The organism is Hyphomicrobium sp. (assembly GCF_041659645.1).
In the GTDB taxonomy this organism is placed as follows: Bacteria; Pseudomonadota; Alphaproteobacteria; order Rhizobiales; family Hyphomicrobiaceae; genus Hyphomicrobium_B.
Genome location: NZ_JBAZXX010000002.1, coordinates 43,602 through 65,737 on the forward strand (window position 1 = coordinate 43,602; position 22,136 = coordinate 65,737).

Below are 22,136 nucleotides of genomic sequence, written 5' to 3' on the forward strand. Positions count from 1 at the left end.
GGCCGTGCGAATGCCGATGTCGCCCGCGTACAAACATGCTTAGTCGGTTTATTGCCTATGATGCAGAATCGTTCCTCATTTTTCGCGCTTCGGGAACGCGGGCGGTGGACATTGTCCGCGATGACAGAGGCGCTCGGCTTGTGCTACGTCCCGCTAAGTCCCAGCCCCCTCACCGCTCAAATTCCCGCATGCGCTTCTTCGCTCTTGGCCGTAAACGAAAGCCGCTCAGGTGGGCCGTCGCCGCCATTCGCGTCTACCGAAGCTCTCTGCGGCGGCTGCTTCGCGACAATACCTTTGTCCTCGTCTTGGCAGCCGCCTGCGTGGGAGCCGTGAGCGGAGCGGTTGCCTCGCTGATGATTGTCATTGCCGAAACTGGGCACACGTTCCTGTTTCGCCTTGCGCCCGGTGAGCGGCTGAGTTCGGCGACGCAATTGCCTTTCGTGCAGGTGTTGTTTGTCGTCACCCTGGGTGGCGTTTTCGTCGGAGCGACGTACTGGTATCAGTCACGGCTGCGGCATGCGATCGTCGATCCGATCGAGGCCAACGCTCTTTACGGCGGGCGCATGTCGCTCAAGGACAGCGCGTTCGTTGCCTTCCAGTCGCTTCTATCGAGCGGCTTCGGCCTGTCGCTCGGGATCGAGGGCGGCTTCACGCAAGCCGCCGGCGCCATTGGCTCGAAAGTCGGGCGGCTCTTGAACCGACGCCGGCACGACGTGCGAATGCTCGTCGGCGCGGGGGCTGCGGGCGGCATTGCGGGCGCGTTCGCTGCCCCGTTTGCCGGTGCAGCTTACGGCTTCGAACTCATTGTCGGAAGCTATACCGTTGCAACGCTCTCGCCGGTCGTTGCGGCCGCCGTCGCCGGGCATCTCGCGGCGCGCCTCCTAGTCGGACATTCCTATCATATCCCAATCACTCCGGATGGATTTGGCGGCGACGGATACGTGTTTCTGGCGCTTTTTATGGGCGTCGCGTGCGGGCTCCTGTCAGTCGGATTGATGAGGGGCGTGACGTGGGTCGAGCGCCTGTTTCGCCAGAGCGGAATCCGCGACGTCTTTCGTCCATGCTTCGGCGGACTCCTGGTCGGCGCAATGGCGATCTTCGTTCCCCATCTGCTCGGTTCCGGTCACGACGCCATGGCTTTCATCTTGCAGAACGGCTGGCCGCTTCCGTTGCTGTGCGTGGTGCTTGTCGGAAAGATCATCGCGTCTGCCTTATCCTTGGGTTCGGGATTCCGCGGCGGCCTTTTCTCGACGTCGCTCTTTCTTGGCGCGGCGACCGGCGCAATTGTCGGAAACCTCGGCGTCGACGCAGGAGTAGTCGCTCCGCACGACGTGGCGATCATGAGCCTCGTCGGAATGGCGAGCTTCGGCGCCGCGGTGGTCGGCGCACCGATGGCGATGGCCCTCTTGGCGCTTGAAGTCACCGGCGACTTGACGGTCGTCCAGCCGGTCTTGCTCGGCATTCTCGCCGCGACGATGACCGTCCGGCATGTGTTTGGATATTCGTTCTCGACGTGGCGTTTTCATCTTCGTGGCGAAGCCATCCTCGGCGGCGAAGACGTCGGCTGGGTCCGGCAGACGACGGCGCGCGACCTGATGCGCCGGGATTTGAACACGGTGCCGATTACGATGAGGCTTGCCGATTTTTGTTCGCGCTTCCCCATCGGATCGACCAAATTCGTCGCGGTCGCCGATCAAGACGCGGCTTATGCCGGTCTCGTGGACATTGCCGCGCTCCATGCCGATCTTCCGAGCGAAAATCCCGATGTCACCTTGGAACAGCTGAAGCCAGCGCTGCAGCACAGCAACGACTGGGTGATGGCGTCGACACGCTTCGACCAACTCGTGCATCTCTTCGAACAGCGGGAGACGGAACGTCTCATCATCGTCGACAACGAGACGTCGAAGCACGCGTTGGGATACATCACGGAAGCATTCGCGCTTCGCCGCTATCGCCAAGAACTCGAAGCCCGGCAGCGAGAGATCTTCGGAAACTGAACTGCGCTCAGCTTATCGGCGGCGATGCGCAGACGATAAGGACTCGTAATGCTTATGCGCAGCACCGCTCGCCCTGGGATTGCTCTTTAGTCCAAATTTCAGACAGCCATCCCGCTCCTCCGAGGCTATGGTGGCGCGCACTTGCCACACTCTTGCCACAAGACGGCTTTGGCGCACCGTAATCGGGCATATTGGGGTTGTACTGACATGGCTCAGATGCAGTATCGGCGGGACCCGAACTGAGAATAGGCAGAACGCCTTATCGGGACGGGCACGACCGAGAAGGGGCACAAAGCAATGAGAAAGCTGCTTTCGCTCATCGCGCTCAGCTGCGCGATGGCCATGGCATTTGGCGTCTACGCGCCCGGAGCGCGTGCTGGCGCGCTTACGAACAGCGTCCTGGCGCTAAAAGCCGACCAGGGCAACCTCATAGAAAAAGCACGGTATCGCTGCTGGTGGCGCAATGGATATCGCCGCTGCGGTTATCGGCACGGCTGGCGCCATCGCTATTACGGGCGTCACTACGGCTACCGACGTCACTACGGCTACGGATGGCGTCAGCGTCAGGCCTGGCGCAACCGCAATTGGCGCCAACGCTACTATGGCAGTGAAGACTATCCATATCGCCGTCACTACTACTACAATTCCTACAAGCGGCCGTATTATCGGCCCAACGCGGCGCGGCCGGGCTATTGCATCGGCTTGTGCTGGTGGTGATTGCATCTGACGACAGGATCGAACAGCGCCGGGGCCAGTGTCCCGGCGTTTTCGCGTCAAGAGCGCGTTGACGCAGCGAAGCTCGGCCATTCGAAATGCGGAAATTTGAAGGCTTGCCGCTAACGCTGTCGTGTGTGGCACCGCCGAAATGTCCAGTAATTCTGGGCTAAAATCGCATTTCAACGATCTTCGTCGCGGGTCTTGACGACGACCCTCAAGCCAATTCCAATGCTGCAGCGCAGAATTGCGCGACACGGGGAACTTTTAATGGCTTTCTCGAAGGGAAATTTCGTCTCCGGCGACGCTATGGCCGGCGCGCGGAGTGCGGTCCGACGCGTGGGGGTCCTTCTCGCGGCCGCGATGTGGTTCGCGGCGCTTGGCGGAGCCGTTATCGCTGGGGAGCGCGATTTCGGCGGCTTCGGGCCCGAGGGCCAGCGCATGCGCGAACAACTTTGGATCCTGCCGAGCGGCGAAAATGGACGGTCGCTGCGCGCGACGCTCTTTCGGCCCGACGAAGACCCCAAGTCGCCCGGAAAGCAATTTCCGCTCGTCGTGATCAATCATGGAACGGATGAATCGACCCGCCTCGCAGTCTCGATGCCGGTGTATTATTGGCTGTCGCGCTGGTTCGTCGAACGCGGCTATGCCGTCGTTCTTCCCCAGCGCCGCGGCCACGGCGCGACGGGCGGCACGTTGTCCGAGGCGATTGGCACATGCGCAAACCCCAACCACTTTGAATCCGGAAATATCGCTGCCGATGATATCGCAGCTACGATCAAATACATGACGGCGCAGCCCTTCATTGCCAAGGGCGGTGCGATCGTCGCGGGTATTTCCACCGGCGGATGGGCGTCCCTTGCGATCGCGGCGCGCAATCTTCCGCAGGTCCAAGCAATTGTGAATTTCGCGGGCGGGCGCGGCGGCCATGCCTATGGGCAGGCGAATGCGATCTGCGGAGAGAGCGATCTTCTGTCGGCGGCGCACCTCTATGGCAAGACGGCGCGGGAACCGACCATCTGGTTCTATGCTCGCAACGACAGCTATTTCGGTCCCGCTCTAGCGCAGACGCTTGCGGGTGCCTGGAGCAGCGGCGGCGGCACGGTCGAAGAACACATCCTTCCCGCCTATGGCGCTGACGGGCACACCATTGCCGACGACCGTCAAGGCTGGGATATCTGGGGACCGAGCCTCGACCGCTTCCTGACGAAGGTCCGCGGCAGCCAGGTACAGGTCGCGACGGAGCGCTCAGACCAACCGGCGACGAGCCTTGAAACATCGGCGATGGCCACAACCGGCGCGACGCGCTAGCGATCTCTTACTCGTCCGTCCGCGAAAAGCAGCGCGCCGACATTGATCTGGCGCTATCGACAAGACACGCCCCTGGATTTAGCGTAACGCTCGGTTCGTGCGAGAGAAAATTTTCGGCCAGCGCAACGCGTGTAGGCCATACGGAATGCGGTGAAATTGATCCAGGTGCGGCGAGAAATTTCAAGTGCGGTAAAATCAGGCCATGGCCGCTAGACCACGAAGTCCGGTTGCGTCGGCTTTAGCGGTCGCAATGAGGGACTTTGGACTGGGGTCATCGACCGTCCTCAGGATCGGCTTTCTTGCTCCCCTCACCGGCCCGCTCAAGGCCTGGGCCCTCCCCGGTCTCAACGGCAGCCTCATATGGATCGAGCGCGTCAACGCGGCTGGCGGACTGAAAGTCGGCAGCCGCCGTTATATGCTCGAACTCGTCCAGCATGACTCCATGTATGACCCGGAGCGGGCCCTCCAGGGCGCCAAGAAGCTGATCATGGAGGATGGCGTAAAGCTCATCCTGATGATCGGCGGTAACGATCTCACGACCGACGTTCGACGGCTGATCCAGCAACATCGGATGCTCGTCGCGACGCTTCTGCCGAGCGACCTGTCACCGGACGCGCCGACGCTCGTCGCGCCCAGCGAAGTCCATCCGATCTATAACGTCACCGGCGTCGAGTGGCTGAAGAAGACCCAACCCGCCATCAGGACGGCGGCGCTGTGTGCCCAGCGCGACCTTCTCGGCTTGCCCTCCGTCGCGACGTACCGGGCCGCATTCGAAGCGGCAGGCATCGAGTTGGTCGCCGAGCGACTGTTCGAACCGGATACCAGCGATTTCGCGCCGATCGTCGAAGAGTTGATGGCAAAAGAGCCGGACATCCTCTGCTGGGATACAGCCTACGAGCCGTTCGTCCACGCCCTGACGATTGAAGCCTACAAGCGCGGCTTCCGCGGGCGACTGCTGTCGTGCACGTGCGACAACTACCAAGAGCTGATCCGGCGCACGAGCCCGGAGTTCATGGAAGGGTTCGTGTTCCAATTTCCTGACTTCGACGATCCCCGCCTTAACGAGGGACACATCAACTTCGAAGATCCTGGGGCTTTCTACGACGAGTTCTGCCGGCGCTATCCGGGCACGTGGAGCGCGGTGTCGTGGGAATACGCCTCGACGCTCGAACTATGGAAATCAGCCGTGCAGCGCGCGCGTTCGTTCGAGCCTTTCTCGGTTCTCTCCGCCATGAAAATCGGCGGCATCGGCCAGCACGCCTTTGGGGAAGCGCGGTGGTGGGGCAAGGATCTTTTCGGCATCGACAACGCGCTGGTCGGCGACTGGCCGGTCGTCGCCATCGTCAACGGCAAGGCACGGATTCAAGAGTTCGGCTCGATTGCGGACTGGTGGTCGACGCACAGATCGACCCTCGTCAAGCACATGCGCGCGCTGAACCTGATGTGGGATCAGCGAGAGCATCTCGCGGCGTCCGCCGAGACGCTCGAACGCCTGACCGCTCAGGACTCGTAGATCATGTCTTCATGGGCATTCGCCACGTACAGCTTCATGATCTCGACAGCCGTCTCAAGATTGCGCCGCTCGATCGCATCATAAAGCGATCTAAAAAGAAGCTGAATTCCCTTGATCTTGGCGGGCGTCAGCACTTGGCGGCGAGCGGCCGCCCATTGGGGATGGCGGCGCACATCGTGCAAAATCGCATACATCGCGACGATGAGCGAATTGTGCGTGCCGCGCGCGATCGTCATCATGAATTCTTCTTCGAGCATCGCAAACGTATCGGATTCCGTCACGATGGCTTCGATGCGCTGCAACTGAGCGTGGAGGTCGGCGACATCGCGCGTCGACATATAGATCGTCGCCAAGCGGGTCATTTCAGGTGCAAGGATCGAACCGGCGATGTTCATGGCAAACGGAGACGCCGTTTCCGCAAGCTGGTCGATGTTGAGATAGGATGACGGGCCAAGCGCCGCGTTTCCATTTATTGCTGGTTTGCGCTGATAGGAGACGAACGTGCCGCTGCCGGGTCGGCGCGCAATGATGTCGTAGACCGACAGAAACTCAAGCGCTTGGCGAACCGTCGCGCGGCTGTCGCCAAAGGCGTCGGCCAAATCGCGCTCGGCGGGAATGCGCGTTCCAAAGGGAAATTCTCCGGACGCGATACGGGCGAAGAGGCGCGTCGCGATCTCTTTCACGCGCGGCGTAACAAGGGGATGGCGCGAGACGTCATCAATCCAAGGCGGCGCTTCAAGATCATAGGTTTCTAACATCATTCGAACTCAAGTTGATGGCGCGAACTGGCAGAGGTGTTCGTCTGGTCTTTGCCAAGGAAACCAGCGGAATTGATCATCTGGGGCCCCAGGAGAACCGTCAGCGTTACGGCGCTCTCCAATTGCGCGCACTCTTCCGAAAGAGCAGCGGCAAAGGTCTGCCGGCGGGTGGAGATTTCCGCGAGCTTGTCGGCATAAATCGCAAGAATGCCGGCGCCCCCGGCCGATCCAGCGGATAATGAAAGCTGACGGGCCTCGGGCGAGGTCGCCCCCAAAACTTCGGCAAGCGTGACGCGCAATGCGACCGCGAGACGGGCAACGGTTTCGGGCGCACTGTTCTGCATATCGACCAGTGCGCGATTGAATTGCACTATCGCGAGAGCGGATTCGGCGAGGCGGCGATATCGCTCTCTGCGCGCATTGATCAAAGCCTCGGGAACGGTCGCCGCAAGGCGAAGGTGGAACGACGAGCTTGCACCGGTCATCGGCACATCGAGCGTCGCGATCGCCGCGATAACTTTTTGCCAGGACCGCTCGGCGGCATCGAAGCACTGCTCCGCTTCATGCTCATGACCGAGAAGCAGGCGCGCCGCGCCGGCATTCGAGCGACTCGCGGCGCTTAAGGGATCGAACTCACGGCCGCCGATGGGTAGGGCAGCATCGGCTTCGAGCCAGCAGCGCGCCGCCTCGCCGAAGCGCGCGCGAGACACGCGCTCGATCCCGCGCACGCTCGATTCCATCCATAAATTCTGAGCCTTGCTTGCCGTTACGCTCTGCATCGCGATTGCGAAAATCTCTCTCGATCTTACTCACCGGCTCCAATGGTTGCTTGTCCGGGACCAAAAAGCAACCGGGTTAAACCAATTCGCTCCAATTTAGGTTCGCAATTGCGATATGTGCTATAAGCCCCACCCATCGCGATAGAATATGCGTTTTGTGCCTGCGAAATAGTCAAACCGCGTTTCCTGATGGTGATTTTTTTGACTTGCAGGTCACTCGCGATCCCCTACCATGGCCGGCGTTGGGTGATTGCGGTAATTTCTGGTTTAAATTGGTTTCCGGCATACTTTCATCCGGTTGCCTTTGACCAAAGCACTGCCCGACGGAGCTTCGCAGCACTTTCGCCATCGATCGTTGGGCACCCTGTTGTTCCAGCGCCGAGACCGGAAGTTGCTCGAAAATGCATCACCGGACAGCAACAGTCGGGAGCGACTATGGCGATAGAAACTGGAACGCTTACTGCGGACGGGCAAAGCGCCTCGTCCGGTCAACTTGTTAGAGCCATTGACTGGAAGGGAGCTTTTTGGGTCGCCAGCGGCGTTCCGGCGCTCGTCTTGTTTTCGATCGGTGGCATAGCCGGAACCGCGGGCAAGCTCGCCTTCGTCGTCTGGACGGTCTCCATGATCATGGGGTTCCTCCAGTCGTTTACCTATGCCGAGATCGCCGGTCTCTTTCCGAACAAGTCCGGCGGCGCCTCGATCTACGGTGCCACCGCTTGGCTTCGCTATTCGAAACTGATCGCGCCGCTCTCGGTCTGGTGCAACTGGTTCGCCTGGTCGCCGGTTCTTTCGCTCGGTTGCGCCATTGCCGCCGGTTATATTCTGAATGCCGTCGCGCCCATTCCGGTCTTTACCGATAAATCACCGGAGGTCGTCTCCTGGCTTGCCGATCCGACCCACGCCGGCAAAGTGGCAGCTGATGCCATCACCGCCGTCACTACGCTGCATACGCCCGCGATTCAGGCCTTCAATGCCTATAGCGTGGCAATCCCGGGCCTCGGCACGCTGAACTTCAACTCGTCGTTCTTCATTGGCGCCTTGCTGATGCTGATCGTCTTCGCCATTCAGCACCGCGGTATTCTCGGAACGGCGAGCGCCCAGAAGTATATCGGCCTTCTCGTCATCATTCCGATGTTGATCGTCGGCATCGTGCCGCTGTTCAACGGCGGCTTCCATGCGGCCAACGTCGCCGGTCCCTATTTGCCCGGTGTCGGTGACAACGTCGGCTGGACGATGTTTCTAGGCGCCATGTTTATCGCCGCCTGGTCGACCTACGGCTTCGAAACGGCCGTTTGCTATACGAGCGAATTCCGCAATCCGAAGACCGACACCTTCAAGGCCATCTTCTACTCGGGCCTGCTTTGCCTGCTGCTTTACATCCTGGTGCCCTTCACCTTCCAGGGCGTCCTTGGCGTGGACGGCATGAAGGACCCCGGCATCGTCGCCGGCACCGGCGTTGCCGACGCCATGGCCAACATGGTCGCTGGCGGCAATCTGATCATTAAGGAGATCTTCGTCGGCCTGATGATCCTGGCTCTCGTCCTCGCCATCATGACGGCGATGGCGGGTTCCTCGCGCACCCTTTACCAGGGTTCGGTCGACGGCTGGCTGCCGCGCTATCTGAGCTACACCAACTCGCACGGCGCGCCGACCCGCGCCATGTGGACCGACCTGGTCTTCAATCTCTTCCTGCTCGCGATCGCCTCCGACTCGGCCGGCTACTTCTTCATTCTCGCCGTGTCCAACGTCGGCTACATCATCTTCAACTTCCTGAACCTCAACGCCGGATGGATGCATCGCGTCGACAGCGGCCATATCGAGCGTCCCTATCGGGCGCCGAGCTGGCTGATCGGATTGAATACGATCCTGGCCTTCGTCAACGCGCTGTTCATGGGCGCCGGCGCCAAGGTCTGGGGCTATTCGAACGCGCTCTGGGTCGGCTTTGGCTTTGCAGCGCTCATCATCCCGGTCTTCGCCTTCCGCCACTATGTGCAGGACAAAGGCCATTTCCCGGCCGGCGCCCTCGAGGACATCGGCTTGACGGGGCAGGATCTCGGCGTGCGCAAGGCCGGCGTGCTGCCATACTTGGCGCTTCTCCTAGGGCTCGTCATCGTGCTCGTTTCCAATTGGTTCTTCCAACTGCCTGCATAGAGAAAGAGCAAACCGGGGCGGTTTTCACAGCCGCTCCGGTCTGCTCAAATGGATTTCCGCGGGCTTCCGTCAGAAAGCCCATCGGAACTAGGGAGCACTTGATGACGATCAGCACGAATAAAAGCCGTCCGATCTATCCGGGCCTCAGTCCGGATCTCAACGCCCGAAGCAATCTCATCGTTTGCGACAAGGCGGGAGCCGCCGCCGTCTCGGAATTGTTGGCACGCGCCGACGCCACCTTCGCGAAACGCACAACCGTCTTCGTCGCCGATACGCTGAGCGACGGCGACATGACAACGCTCGCGACGGATATCGCGCCGGCTGCGATCGAATTTCTGCCGACGCTCTCAGCCGCCATTGCGCGCTTACGCGAAATCCTCGACGCGGCCCCCATGGGCGTGCGGCTTTACGCGGCTGGCACCGAACCACTGATCGGCTCGGTGGTGCAGGCCGGCGCCGATTATTCGATCGATCATCTCTCAATCAAAACCGAGCATCGCGGCTCGCTGATGCGCCGCGTGCAATGCGTGCATTGCAAAGGATTTACTGAGAACGTCACAACCAATCCCGTGACCTGTTCGCACTGCGGCCTGACACTCATGGTGCGTGATCACTATTCGCGACGGCTCGCGGCATTCCAGGGCGTATGTATCGACGCCGAAGTTCCCGGCGATGTTCCAGAAACGGAGGCGATTTATCAATGAGCGGATCTCTTCTACGCCGGGTTCGCGTTGCCGAGGTCGAGCGCGTCGCCAATCGCATCAAGCGCTTTCGCTTCGTCGATATCGATAATGCGCCGCTTTCGGTATTTTCGGGCGGCTCGCATATTTCCGTCGTCATGCATTCGGGCGACAGGCTGATGCGAAATCCCTATTCGCTGATGAGTTCGCCGATCGATACATCGAGCTATCAAATCAGCGTTCTCCATTGCGGCGACGACTCGCGTGGCGGTTCGAAGTTCATGCACGAGAACGTCGCGGTCGGCACGGAACTCGAGATCAGCGAGCCGCTTAATCTGTTCCCCCCGGTCAAGCTCGCAAAGAGGCATGTTTTTGTCGCGGGCGGCATCGGCATCACGCCGTTCATGTCGATGATGAACGAACTTGACGGGCTCCATGCCGACTTCGAGATGCATTATGGCGTCCGGTCGCTCGACGAAGGCGCGTACTGTAAATATCTGCAATCGCGGTATGGCTCGCGGATCAACATATATCGCCAAGATATGGGTCAGGTGATTCCGCTTGAGAGCATTCTCGGCGATCAGCGTCTCGGCACGCATATGTACGTCTGCGGTCCGAAGCCGATGATCGATTGGGCACTACAGACGGCGGAGCTTCTCGGCTGGCCCGCTGAGAACGTTCATTCCGAGCAATTCAGCGCGCCGCCGCTCGGCAATCCGTTTGTCGTCAAACTCGCGAAATCGGGGCGCGAGATTCCTGTTAAGGGACATCAAAGCATTCTCGAAGCGGTCGAAGAGCACGGCGTCGACGCGCCGTTCCTGTGCCGTGGCGGCGCGTGCGGCCAATGCGAAACGGGCGTCATCGCGTGCGATGGCTACATCCAGCACAACGATCACTTCCTGACCGAACCGGAAAGGGTCGGCGGCAAGAAAATCATGATCTGCATGTCCCGCATTCAAACCGGATCGATAACGCTCGACCTTTGACCGGCATCTTTCAATTCAGGTTTTTCAGGAGACCACGGCATGACGCTGACGTTCAAAGACGAGACGTTTCGAGACGATTTCACCTATTCGAACAGTCCGTCCACGATACGGCGGTTTCCGTTTCCGTTCATCGAAGACAAATACAGATACTCGGTGAACATCGAGCCGCATACGCCGGGGCCGAAAGGTTCGGTCTACGAGTACGCCTTCGATATCGACGAGCATTATGTTTCGGAGATGCGCGACCGGGCGATGGTTCTCGACGCCGATCCGGGCCGTTGCCAAGCATTGGCGCACATGATGCCAGCGCAATGGGACATGCTCGAACTCATCATGACGTCGCTCGCACGGGATTATCCCGACCTCTTCACGCTCGAACGTGACGGCGCGCACTGGCACTGGATCAATCGTCCGCTCGGCATCGATCAGAAATTCACGTTCGGTGAGGTGAATACCCTCCCCTATGAACCGATGGAATACATTGGCCGCCAGACGCAGGGCGACTTCTCGCTCCAAGATCAGCGCGACAACCAGCTCTGGATGGACGCCGGCATCATCACATCGCAGGCCGATTGGTCGCTCGATTTCGATGTCGGCATGAACTTCTTTGAATGGCACGGCCCCGTGCCGCTGGCACACGAGGCTGGCGTCTTCGAACGGGCGTTGAAGTTTCTTCTCAACTTGCAGATCGGCAGTCCCGTTCGCCGCCTCAACTGGACGATGACGATCAATCCGCGCCTCGATACGAGCCCCGAAAATTATCACAAGTGGGGCAAAGACCGGACAACGATCACGCCGGAGAACGTCGGCAAAAAGCTGCATCTGCGCGTCGAGCTGCAAGGTCTTTTCCGGCTTCCGCGCTCGAACGCGATCATGTTCTCGATCCGCGGCTATCTGATGAGCCTCGAACAGATCGTCACCGTGCCGAAGTGGGGCCGTCGACTTCCACGCGTCCTCGCGACGCTGCCGCCGGAGCTCGTCGATTACAAGGCTCTCGGCCGGTATCGCGCGACTGCGATCGATTGGCTGTCAAAATACGACGACGGCGCCCCCACATCGCCCGGCGGCGGACCCGACTGAGCGCGTATCGATAAAAAACGTCAACCACAACCAGTCAAGACCCAATCCAAGAGGTAATGCTCATGTCCTTAGCCCACCTGCCCCGGCAATCCATCCTGAACGATCGCCACCTGGCGAACGGCGCCGACCTCAATTCGGTGTCATGGAACAACATGCCGTTGCCGCAGACCTACAAGACCGACCCGAACGACGAGGTCGCCGCCGTTCGAAACACCGCGGGACTGTTCGACGTCTCGTCGCTGCAGATGATCAATGTTTCCGGACCAGAAGCCACAAAGCTTCTGAACCATCTGCTGACCTCTGACGTGTCGAAGGCCAAGCCCGGCGATTCGCATATTTCGAATATCGTCGATGAGAACGGCGGCTTGATCGACGACGTTCTCATCTACGTCGACAGCCCGACCGAGTATCGATTGTCTCATGGGGCGGGGACGCTCGAAGCGGCGATTTTCGCGCTCGCGCCCAAGTACGACGTCAAGGTCGAGAAGGACGACGATACGCATATCCTGGCGTTCCAGGGGCCGCTGTCGCTCGAGATTCTCGCGCCGCATACGCCGATGGACCTCGCCAAGCTCGGCTATTTCAAGCACGGAGCGACGACGCTTTTCGGTACGCCCGTTCGCCTTGCGCGTGGCGGCTATTCGGCGGAGCGCGGCTACGAAGTTTTCTGCACCGCCAAAGACGCTCACAAGATGTGGGATTCCATCCTGGAAGCGGGCAAGGACAAAGGCGTCATACCTGTGTCGTGGGCTTGCCTCGACATCGTGCGGGTCGAAGGCGGTCTCCTGTTCTTCCCCTACGAGATGCCGCACGGCGACACGACGCCTTGGGAAGTCAAGGCCGACTGGACCGTCGATATGTCGAAGCCGGATTTCATCGGCAAGGCGGCGCTCGCGGAGAAGAAGGGCAAGGAACGCTCGTTCGTTACGGGCCTCGAGGTCGACACGGACCGCGCCATCGAACCTGGCGCGAAGATCACCGCCGATGGCAAGGACGTCGGCGTCGTCACCAGCACGACCTATAGCAAGTACCTCATGAAATCCCTGGCGATGGCGCAAATCGATCCGGCCTACACCAAGCTCGGGACGCCGCTCGTTATTCACGACAAGGGTGATTTCGCAGCGACCGTGGTGAAGATGCCGTTCTACGATCCGCTTCGGCTTCGCACGCACCCGCGTGACGGAAGCTGATCGCATTTTTCTCAATTCAGAAACATAAACACGGACATTGTCGGAAGGACACGAAATGGCAGAACGCATAGCGATTATCGGCGCCGGCCCGAGCGGCATGGCGGTTTTGCGCGCATTCGAAAGCGCCCGGAAGAACGGCGCGGAGATCCCCGAGATGGTCTGCTACGAGCGGCAGGCCGACTGCGGCGGCATCTGGAACTACACTTGGCGCACTGGCACGGATGAATTCGGCGAGCCCGTTCACGCCAGCATGTATCGATATCTCTGGTCGAACGGCCCGAAAGAAGCGCTCGAATTCGCGGACTACTCATTCGAGGAACACTTCGGCCGGCCGATCCCATCGTTCCCGCCGCGCGCTGTGCTGCACGACTACATCAAGGGCCGCATCGAGCGCAGCGGCATCATGCACTACATCAAGATGAGCCACACCGTGCGCGGCGTGACCTATAACGACGAGACGGGCAAGTTCACGGTCACGGTCAAGGACCTCGTGGCCGACACGCTCACGTCTTCGGAATTCGACTACGTCTTCTGCGGCAGTGGCCACTTCTCGACGCCGAACATTCCTGAATTTCCGGGCCTCACAAAGTTTCTCGGACGCACACTGCACTCGCATGACTTCCGCTCGGCGGACGAGTTCGCTGGGAAAGATGTTCTTTGCGTGGGCGCCAGCTATTCGTCGGAAGACATCGGCATTCAGTGCTACAAGTACGGTGCCAAGTCCGTCACGTTCTCGTTCCGCACACGCGCGATGGGATTCAAATGGCCGGCACGCATGGACGAAGTGCCTTTGCTTGAAAAGGTCGAAGGCAAGACCGCATTCTTCAAGGACGGCACGACGAAAGACGTGGACGCGATCGTTCTGTGCACGGGCTACCTGCATCATCACCCGTTCATGGATGACTCGCTGCGCCTCAAATCGCGCAACCGCCTCTATCCGCCGAATCTCTACAAGGGCATTTTCTGGATCGACAATCCGAAGCTGATGTACATCGGCATGCAGGACCAGTTCTACACATTCAACATGTTCGACGCGCAGGCGTGGTATGCGCGCGATGTCGTTCTCGGCCGCATCAAATTGCCGTCGAAATCGGATATGTTCGAGGACATCCAGAAGTGGACGGAAATGGAAGAGGCCATTCCGGACGCCGAGGGTGCGATCGACTTCCAGACGGAATACATGCGCGATCTATTGGCGCCGACCGACTATCCCCGCCTCGATGTCGACGCCGTCGCGAAGATGTTCAAGGAGTGGGAACATCACAAGATGGAAGACATCCTGACGTACCGTGACCGCTCGCATAAGTCGGTGCTGACCGGTACGCAGGCGCCGATCCATCATACCCCCTGGATGAAGGCGGCTGATGATTCCATGGAAGCCTTCCTCAACCAGCCAGGAACCAAGGTGGCTGCAGAATAGCCGCCTTCGATACTTCAACAACCGATCGTGGACCGATGGCTTTCTGACCGTCGGTTCACTATCGCTTCAGCGAGATGAGGACAACATGAGCGACAGTGTTCTGACGTCCCCCGCACGACCCAAGCTTTTCGTTCCGGGCCAGTCTTCGCTGGAGCCCGGAGTCGAGCGCTATGTTTTGAAGGGCGGCGGCACAGCCGTATACGAACTCGATAAGGGCGACCGAGTCGAGATCACTCCGCTGGAGGGTGGGCAGACCGTCGAAATCGCGGCGTTCGCGCCGGGCGGCAAGAGCGATCTCGGCGCACTCGGTCTCAAGGGCAAGGACAAGCCCGTAGGAATTCAGAAGTCGCTCGAAGCCGACAGCGAGGACGCTCAGCGCGTTCGCTTCGGGCTTTTCCGGCGCGGGCTCGATATCGGACGGGTGAAGGCCGCACGCGTGCTTGGCCCTGATTCCGTTCCCGGCGACGTCGTTTCGCTGCAGGCCGAGAAATCGGTTCTCGTCGTTATCGGAGCGCCCGCTGAGCCGATGATTGTCTGGGACCAGACGCCCGCGACCGATGTCCTTGTTTTCATTCAGCGTGCTAATCCGAAGCTTCTCAACGAAGCGAAGCTTCCCGATCCGATCGCGGAACCTCGCCTCGACATCCGTATCAACATTGCGAGTGCGGAGAGCTTCGAAGTTCACGCCGGAGAATACATTCAGATCATCGACGTCCAGGGCCGGCAATGCTCGGACTTCCTCGCTTTCAACCGCAAGGAACTCGATAAAGGCAACGTGCTTGGCCTCGATTCCACCACGACGCGGTCGATGATCGGCACCGCCTATCCGAAACCTGGTCTCTTTTCCAAGTTCTTCGACAGGGATCGCAATCCGCTCGTCGAAGTCGTTCAGGATACAGTTGGGCGGCACGACACGTTCAATCTCGCCTGCACGACGCGCTACTACGAGGACATGGGCTACTTCGGCCATCCGAACTGCACGGACAATTTCAACGATGCGCTGAAGGACTACCCGATCGGAAGCTACAAAGGCTGGCCGGCGATCAACTTCTTTTTCAACACCAACGTCGATAGCCATAACAACATATGGTCCGACGAGCCGTGGTCGCGTCCCGGCGACTACGTGATGATGCGCGCGCTGACGGATCTCGTCTGCGGCACCTCTGCTTGCCCCGCCGATATCGATGCGTCGAACGGCTGGAATCTCACTGAAATACACGTTCGGGTCTACCCGAAGGATACCCCGTTCAAGCGCGCGATCGGATACAGAATGGCATCGGATGCTCCACTTCAGCTGACAAGAGAATCGGGATTTCACCCGCGCACGTCGGCTCTCACCCGTAACTTCGGCGACTATCGCGGTTTCTGGGTTCCGCATTGCTATGCGAACGCGGGTGCAATCGAAGAATATTGGGCGTGCCGCGAGCGGGCCGTCATCATGGATCTATCGCCGCTTCGGAAGATGGAAGTGCTCGGGCCTGATTCCGAGCAGTTCCTGCAAGGCATCATCACACGCGACGTTCGCAAACTGTCTGTGGGTCAGATCTACTATACGCCGATGTGCTACGAGCACGGCGGCATGGTCGACGACGGCACGCTATTCCGACTGGGCGAAAACAACTTCCGCTGGATCGGCGGCGATGACGCGAGCCTCATCTGGCTGAAAGAGCAGCTGGCGAAGACCAACTATAAAGTGACACTCAAGACGGCAACGTCCGAACTCAACAACGTCGCCGTTCAGGGGCCGAAGTCGCGCGAGATCCTGCAGCAGATCATCGAGACGCCGCCGGGCCGGCCGACGATGCAAGAACTCGGCGTTTTCCGCTTCACTGTCGGACGTATAGGCGGCGTTGCGGGCATTCCTGTTCTCGTGTCTCGCACGGGATATACCGGCGAACTTGGGTTCGAGGTCTTCTGTCATCCGAAAGATGGGCCTGCCGTGTGGGATGCGATCATGACGGCCGGCGCGCCGTTCAAGATCCAACCGTTCGGCTTTGACGCGCTCGATATGGTGCGTATCGAAGCGGGGCTCGTTTTCGGCGGCCACGACTTCGATTCCACGACCGATCCACTCGAAGCCGGCATCAGCTTCACGGTGCCGACCAAGAAGGAAGAGGACTACATCGGCAAGGCGGCCATCGAGAACCGCCGCGCCCATCCCATGCGCAAACTCGTCGGGCTCGAAATTGCCGGCAACGAAAAGCCGTCGCATGGAGATCCGGTTTACGTCGGCAGGGCGCAGGTTGGCATCGTGACGAGTGCGATGCGGTCGCCGCTACTGAAAAAGACCTTGGCATTCGCGCGCGTCGAGGCCGTACATTCGGAAAACGGTACAGCGCTGGAAATCGGACGCCTCGACGGATTGCAGAAGCGTTTCAAGGGGACAGTTGTGCCATTCCCGTTCTACGACCCGAAGAAAGAGCGCGTCCGGATGTAAGCGGCGCATGACTATCATGCAAATCGCGGCCGAGGAGCCTCTCGGCCGCGATTTTTGTTTGCGGCCAGTGTTGCATCGGGTGTGTCCGAGGGGTAAACGCGCCAGACCCCCCATGCGGCAGCCGCGACGGAGACGCAGATGTTCAAAGCGATCCTGATCGAAAGAAGCAGCGAACGGTCCGGTCCTCGCGTTGCGGAACTCGATAAGTCGGCGCTGCCCGACGGCGACGTTACGGTTCGCATCAGCCATTCGACGCTCAACTACAAGGATGGTCTCGCGATCACGGGCAAGGTTCCGGTCGTGCGCTCGTTCCCGATGGTGCCCGGCGTCGATTTCGCGGGCGTCGTCGAAGAGAGCACGGACCCGCGCTTCATGGCGGGCGACGCGGTGGTGCTCAACGGCTTCGGCGTTGGCGAAGGCCACTGGGGCGGCCTTGCGGAATATGCGCGCGTCAAAGGCGATTGGCTGATCCCACTTCCTGAAGGCATGAGCCCGGCGCGAGCGATGGCGCTCGGCACTGCAGGTTATACGGCGATGCTATGCGTCATGGCGCTCGAAAAGCAGGGCGTCACGCCCGGCAAAGGCGAGATCATCGTGACAGGCGCAGGCGGCGGCGTCGGCGGGGTTGCGGTCCTTCTGCTGTCGCATCTTGGTTATGACGTTGCGGCTTCGACGGGACGCCCCGAAGAAGCCGACTACCTTAAAGGGCTTGGCGCGAAGGCGATCATCGAACGCAAAGAGCTTTCGGCGGCGGGCCGACCGTTGCAGAAGGCGAGATGGGCAGGAGCGGTCGACAGCGTCGGCAGCCACACGCTCGCGAACGTCTGCGCGCAAATGCAGGACGACGGCGTCGTCACCGCATGCGGACTTGCTCAAGGCCTCGATTTTCCAGCAAGCGTCGCGCCTTTCATTCTGCGCGGCGTGATCCTTGTCGGCATCAATTCGGTTTACCGTCCGCTTACCGACCGCGTCGAAGCGTGGGGACGCCTTGTACGCGAAATCGACTTCGCGAAGCTCGACGGCATGACGCGGACGATCCCGCTATCACAGGCCATCGACGCGGCGCGCGACCTGATCGCCGGCAAGATCCGTGGCCGTCTCGTCGTCGACGTTTCCGCATAATTTTCGATCATACCTCTGACCGGCAAGCTCGACGGCAAACCGAATTAAGGAATTCAAGATGCATCTGGTGCAAGACGCGAATGCTCCGCCCTCACCGGCGATCAGTTTCGATAAGTTCCTCGCTGTCGATATCCGCGTCGGCACCATCGTCGCGGCGGAACCGTACCCGGAAGCGAAGAAGCCCGCGCTGAAGCTCAGGATTGATTTCGGAGGTGGCATCGGCGTCAAGCAATCGAGCGCGCAGATCACGCGGCACTACGATTGGGCCACACTCGTTGGACGACAGGTTGCGGCGGTCGTGAATTTTCCACCGCGGCAAATCGGAAAGTTCATGTCGGAAGTTCTGACGCTTGGCTTTCCCGATGAGAACGGCGAAGTCGTCATGTTCGCGCCGGACATCAAAGTCCCAAACGGCGCGCGACTTTTCTAAGAGTTTGAACGCAAATTCATTTGCGCCTTCGGCGGGTCTTACGCTGGATCCCCGGCCGTCGACGCGCCAATGGCGCGCTCGGCCGAGGATGACGAGCGTCAATTATTTCTTCACGTGGCCGATGGCCCAGACGTAGGCGGCGACGGCTTTCACTTGGTCGCGGGTCAGGTCAACGCCACCCAGCGGCGGCATCGCGCCTGCGTGCGCCTTCGGCGTCTCGACGCCTTCCATGATCGTCTTGGTGAGCCCAGCGATGCTACCATCGCTCCACAGCCAAGTTCCGGCGGTCAGATCGGCACCGACGGGGCTACCGACGCCACCCGCACCGTGACATCCGGCGCACGTCGCGCCCGCCACATCGCCGTCGAAGATTTTCTTACCGAGCGCGACCTCGTCTGCGGTCGAACCGGGAGGAACGGGGAGCGCAGCCGTCGCGCCGGCATCGGGATGGACGCCTTCGGGTGGCAGGACGTTTTTGTCACCCGATGCCTGGACCTGAACTTCGGGCGCGGCGTCGAGTTCTTTAGAGTTCGGATCGCCGACGTAAGTGATGCGCCAGATGCGGCCCGCGGTGTCGTCCGAGACGCAAAGCGAACCGTCCGACGAGACGGCAAGGCCAGATGGGCGATGCGGAGCGCTGCCGGGATCCTTGTGTGTTCCGGCGAAGCCATCGGCGAAAACGATAAACTTGCCCGTCGTCTTGCCGTCCGCGAACGGCTGATAGACGACGTTGTACCCACCCTGCGGACCCGGCGCGCGATTCCATGAGCCGTGGAAGGCGATGAACATGCCGCCGCGATAAGACTCAGGGAAAGCGGTTGCCTTGTAGATCTTCATGTCGTTCGGCGCCCAATGCGCGGGGAAGATCGCGACGGGGCCGAGCTTATCGCCGCACACGCCGATTTTCTTGCCGCCATCACCGCCGTATTCCGGCGCGAGAACGAGCTTTTGCTGCATGCCATCGTAATAACAGTGCGGCCAGCCGTAATCACCGCCGGCTTTCAGTTCGACGACTTCTTCCGCCGGGAGGTCGAAGCCCTGCTGGGCGGTGTATTGCTCGGGCCAATCCTCGTGCAACTGATCGCGGCCGTGCTGGGTCAGGTAGAGCTTGCCCGCCGTATCGAAGTCGAAGCCTTCGCCGTTACGGATGCCTGTCGCGTAGCGCTCAGCGGCAGAAAATTTCTGATCGAGCTTGTTGGCGTCGTATTTCCAGACACCCGCGCGCGTCTCTTGCTCGACGCAAGGGTCATTGCCTTTCGAATGCGGCATGCGGTTCTTGATTTCGCAGGTGTTGGTAGCCGAACCCATGCTGACGAATAGATTGCCAATCGTGTCGATTATGAAAGGATGCATCGGGTGGTCGCCGGTGATCGGGATACCAGACAGCACCGTCTCGCCCTTCCCTTCGGGCGCGATCTCGCCAGCCTTCAACGGATAACGCACGATGCGGTCGTTGATCTCGGCGTAGACGAAATTCTTGTAGAGATAGATGCCGGTGCCGCCTTTGCCGCCCTCGGCCGGCGTCTCGCCGAAGCGTTTGACGACGTCGGCTATTCCGGCGCCCTTCGTATCTTTCAGGGCGACAACGAAACCGCCAGCGGGCAGATCGTTGTTCTTGTAGTAAACGCCGCTCCACGTATTGACGTAGACGGTGCCGTCCGGCGCGACCGCCATCTGCCGGGCGTGACCGATTTTGTCCGCGAAAATCGTAGCGCAGAAGCCTTTGGGCAAACTTAGGCCGCCGTTGTCTCCTGGACATTCGGCAGCAAGCGATGATGTCGCTCCGGTGAATTGCGTCACAAACGCGAGCGTAAGTGCTAGCGGTGCCGCGGACGCCAGCGTGCGCATCGTTGCAGCAAGTTGCATGATCATTCTCCTGGAAGTCGGACTTCGGAGTCGGGGTCCATACAAGGACCCCGAAACCCAATTCAGTTGCCGAGAGATATCGGCACGGCTTGGAAGGGAAGCGTGGGCGGTCCGCTTTGCTTGGCAGCGAAAAGGTGGCCAAGTTGCCCCTCGCCGACCCAAATCGTATTACCCACCTTCGCAACGGATGTCGGACCGTTAAGGCCATCCTTCAAGGATTCGATATCGACTTTATCACCATTCACCGTCACGCGATCGACCGTACCGCCGCCTTCGGCCATCAAGAATGTATTGCCGGTAAGCTGACGCAGGGCGTCGGGGTACTTAATAGGTCTCGACGTTTCAAGCTTCGTGACGGCGCCGGGCACGCCATCCTTCAACGTGATCCGGATGAACTCGTTGCCGCCGTAGGTATTGACGTAAAGATTGCCGTCGTCGCCGAGCGCAATGCCGTCGAGGCCAGCGCCATTCTTGGGTGCGAGCAAATCATTTTCGAACCAGATCTCGAGGTCCTTGGCGCCCGGCTTCAAGCGCAGAATTTGAGGTGCTGCCGTGTTGGTCACGTACGTCGTTCCGTCGGGAGCGATCACCATGTCGTTGCAGACATGAGCGTTGCCCGGAAACGCCGCGCTGAATTTTCCTTCACCCGTGGCGAGATCGAAGCCTTTCAGGTGAGCGCCGGGAACGGAACTCGGACCGGGAATACCCATGCCGGATATGTCGTTCGAACACACCCACAAAGTATTGGTTTTCTCATCCACCAGAACGCCAAACGTGTTGCGCGTATCGAAAGCGCCGGGCTTGATCCACATCTCGGCTTTCGATGCGCCGGGCTTGACGCGCGCGACACCGCCTGACCCGACGCTGCTGATGTAAATCGTGCCGTCGGACGCCGCCGACATGCTCTCCGGATAGGCTTGATCGCCCGGAATCTCGATCGGCTTCAGTTCGTCTGCCGTCGCCTGGGTGGCGAACGCGAGCGCGCAGCCAACAGCAATTGCCGTTGCCCAGCCCTTATGTTTCGACTTCATCATGGTTCCTCCCGTTGCCGCCATGGGGTCCCATTCGGAACCGCACTTTTTTGAAGTATATTTTAAATTATACACGACATATAATGAGCGTATGAAGGACGAAAACGTATCATATTCGGGCGCGGCCTTTGCTCAACGCGAGACACAACGCGAAGATCCATCAGTGCGTGATCAATTCGATTTCTTTTTCAACGGCGATCGCAATCGATTCGGAGAGTTCATCGGCCTTCTTGCGCGGCAATGAGAAACTGACGCCGAAGCCATCGGTCGTCCGAAGCGTCAGGATCACAAGGGACGGATCGATGGACTGCTCGACCACCCGGGATTCCAGCGGATACGTGAAACGGCATCCGGAATCTCCGTACTGGCGGCGGATCGCGGCGTCGATGAGGTTCGGCAGGGTCATGGCCAGCATGCCGAGCTGTGCGACCTGAAGATTGAGTTCGACGGGGGAGCCCTTCGTATCAACGACATGCAGAGTTACGCTGCGGCCATCGCTTTCGATGTCGAATTCCGTAAGATCCTGCACGTCGATGTGCATACGTTCCTCCGATAACCGCGTTCAGATCTTCCCGCCACCGCCCGTCGTTATAGTCCATCAACTATCTCGAATCCATCGCCAAAAAGGCGCCTCGCCGCGCGCGGCGGAGGTCCGAGTGTCACGCTCGGCA

General features: G+C 60.0%; 18 protein-coding genes. 13 read left to right on the forward strand and 5 right to left on the reverse strand.

All coding sequences use genetic code 11. The annotated features are described in order from the left end of the window. The first annotated feature begins 188 nt into the window (after window positions 1-188). The 4 genes from WC811_RS05465 to WC811_RS05480 all read left to right on the forward strand — a co-directional run bounded on the left by WC811_RS05465 (window position 189) and on the right by WC811_RS05480 (window position 5,535). Entirely contained in the window at window positions 189-1,997 is a 1,809-nt protein-coding gene (locus tag WC811_RS05465) for a chloride channel protein (RefSeq protein WP_372641832.1), read from the forward strand. A 297-nt stretch (window positions 1,998-2,294) separates the two neighbouring features. Further along, window positions 2,295-2,714 (forward strand): hypothetical protein, encoded by a 420-nt coding sequence (locus WC811_RS05470; protein ID WP_372641834.1) that lies wholly within the window; start codon window positions 2,295-2,297, stop codon window positions 2,712-2,714. Window positions 2,715-2,981: 267 nt separating this feature from the next. Then, complete coding sequence (locus tag WC811_RS05475) at window positions 2,982-4,022, forward strand: dienelactone hydrolase family protein (RefSeq protein ID WP_372641836.1); 1,041 nt, start codon at window positions 2,982-2,984, stop codon at window positions 4,020-4,022. 250 nt (window positions 4,023-4,272) lie between these two features. Then, window positions 4,273-5,535, forward strand: a complete 1,263-nt coding sequence (locus WC811_RS05480; protein WP_372641838.1) for an ABC transporter substrate-binding protein — start codon at window positions 4,273-4,275, stop codon at window positions 5,533-5,535. Here WC811_RS05480 and WC811_RS05485 read toward each other — a convergent pair. Further along, window positions 5,523-6,296, reverse strand: coding sequence for a FadR/GntR family transcriptional regulator (locus WC811_RS05485; RefSeq protein WP_372641840.1), 774 nt, complete (start codon window positions 6,294-6,296; stop codon window positions 5,523-5,525). The genes WC811_RS05480 and WC811_RS05485 overlap by 13 nt on opposite strands. Further along, window positions 6,293-7,033, reverse strand: coding sequence for a hypothetical protein (locus WC811_RS05490; protein WP_372641842.1), 741 nt, complete (start codon window positions 7,031-7,033; stop codon window positions 6,293-6,295). The genes WC811_RS05485 and WC811_RS05490 overlap by 4 nt, the downstream gene beginning before the upstream one ends. Window positions 7,034-7,507: 474 nt before the next feature. Between WC811_RS05490 and WC811_RS05495 the strand changes: the two genes are divergently transcribed. The 9 genes from WC811_RS05495 to WC811_RS05535 all read left to right on the forward strand — a co-directional run bounded on the left by WC811_RS05495 (window position 7,508) and on the right by WC811_RS05535 (window position 18,568). Beyond that, window positions 7,508-9,223, forward strand: a complete 1,716-nt coding sequence (locus tag WC811_RS05495; protein ID WP_372641844.1) for an APC family permease — start codon at window positions 7,508-7,510, stop codon at window positions 9,221-9,223. 101 nt (window positions 9,224-9,324) lie between these two features. After that, on the forward strand, window positions 9,325-9,927 hold the full coding sequence (locus WC811_RS05500) for a dimethylamine monooxygenase subunit DmmA family protein (RefSeq protein WP_372641846.1): 603 nt from the start codon (window positions 9,325-9,327) through the stop codon (window positions 9,925-9,927). Further along, the gene (locus WC811_RS05505; RefSeq protein ID WP_372641848.1) at window positions 9,924-10,889 is read left to right on the forward strand and encodes a 2Fe-2S iron-sulfur cluster-binding protein; all 966 of its coding nucleotides are present in this window, start codon (window positions 9,924-9,926) and stop codon (window positions 10,887-10,889) included. The genes WC811_RS05500 and WC811_RS05505 overlap by 4 nt, the downstream gene beginning before the upstream one ends. Before the next feature lie 39 nt (window positions 10,890-10,928). Further along, entirely contained in the window at window positions 10,929-11,969 is a 1,041-nt protein-coding gene (locus tag WC811_RS05510; protein ID WP_372641850.1) for a DUF3445 domain-containing protein, read from the forward strand. A 62-nt stretch (window positions 11,970-12,031) separates the two neighbouring features. Further along, complete coding sequence (locus tag WC811_RS05515) at window positions 12,032-13,159, forward strand: aminomethyltransferase family protein (RefSeq protein WP_372641852.1); 1,128 nt, start codon at window positions 12,032-12,034, stop codon at window positions 13,157-13,159. A 55-nt stretch (window positions 13,160-13,214) separates the two neighbouring features. Continuing rightward, the gene (locus WC811_RS05520) at window positions 13,215-14,579 is read left to right on the forward strand and encodes an NAD(P)-binding domain-containing protein (protein ID WP_372641854.1); all 1,365 of its coding nucleotides are present in this window, start codon (window positions 13,215-13,217) and stop codon (window positions 14,577-14,579) included. Window positions 14,580-14,664: 85 nt separating this feature from the next. Next, on the forward strand, window positions 14,665-17,016 hold the full coding sequence (locus WC811_RS05525; protein ID WP_372641856.1) for a DUF1989 domain-containing protein: 2,352 nt from the start codon (window positions 14,665-14,667) through the stop codon (window positions 17,014-17,016). Window positions 17,017-17,154: 138 nt separating this feature from the next. Continuing rightward, window positions 17,155-18,138: an MDR family oxidoreductase gene (locus tag WC811_RS05530; RefSeq protein ID WP_372641858.1), complete on the forward strand. Its 984-nt coding sequence runs from the start codon at window positions 17,155-17,157 to the stop codon at window positions 18,136-18,138. Window positions 18,139-18,196: 58 nt separating this feature from the next. Next, window positions 18,197-18,568 (forward strand): tRNA-binding protein, encoded by a 372-nt coding sequence (locus tag WC811_RS05535; protein ID WP_372641860.1) that lies wholly within the window; start codon window positions 18,197-18,199, stop codon window positions 18,566-18,568. 102 nt (window positions 18,569-18,670) lie between these two features. On the opposite strand, the gene WC811_RS05540 is transcribed toward WC811_RS05535, so the two are convergent. The 3 genes from WC811_RS05540 to WC811_RS05550 all read right to left on the reverse strand — a co-directional run bounded on the left by WC811_RS05540 (window position 18,671) and on the right by WC811_RS05550 (window position 22,006). Then, window positions 18,671-20,434 carry a c-type cytochrome gene (locus WC811_RS05540; protein ID WP_372641862.1) on the reverse strand — a complete coding sequence of 588 codons (1,764 nt, stop codon included), beginning with the start codon at window positions 20,432-20,434 and terminating at the stop codon, window positions 18,671-18,673. A 62-nt stretch (window positions 20,435-20,496) separates the two neighbouring features. Continuing rightward, window positions 20,497-21,468, reverse strand: a complete 972-nt coding sequence (locus WC811_RS05545; RefSeq protein ID WP_372641864.1) for a hypothetical protein — start codon at window positions 21,466-21,468, stop codon at window positions 20,497-20,499. 157 nt (window positions 21,469-21,625) lie between these two features. Then, window positions 21,626-22,006, reverse strand: coding sequence for a hypothetical protein (locus WC811_RS05550; RefSeq protein ID WP_372641866.1), 381 nt, complete (start codon window positions 22,004-22,006; stop codon window positions 21,626-21,628). Window positions 22,007-22,136 lie beyond the last annotated feature (130 nt).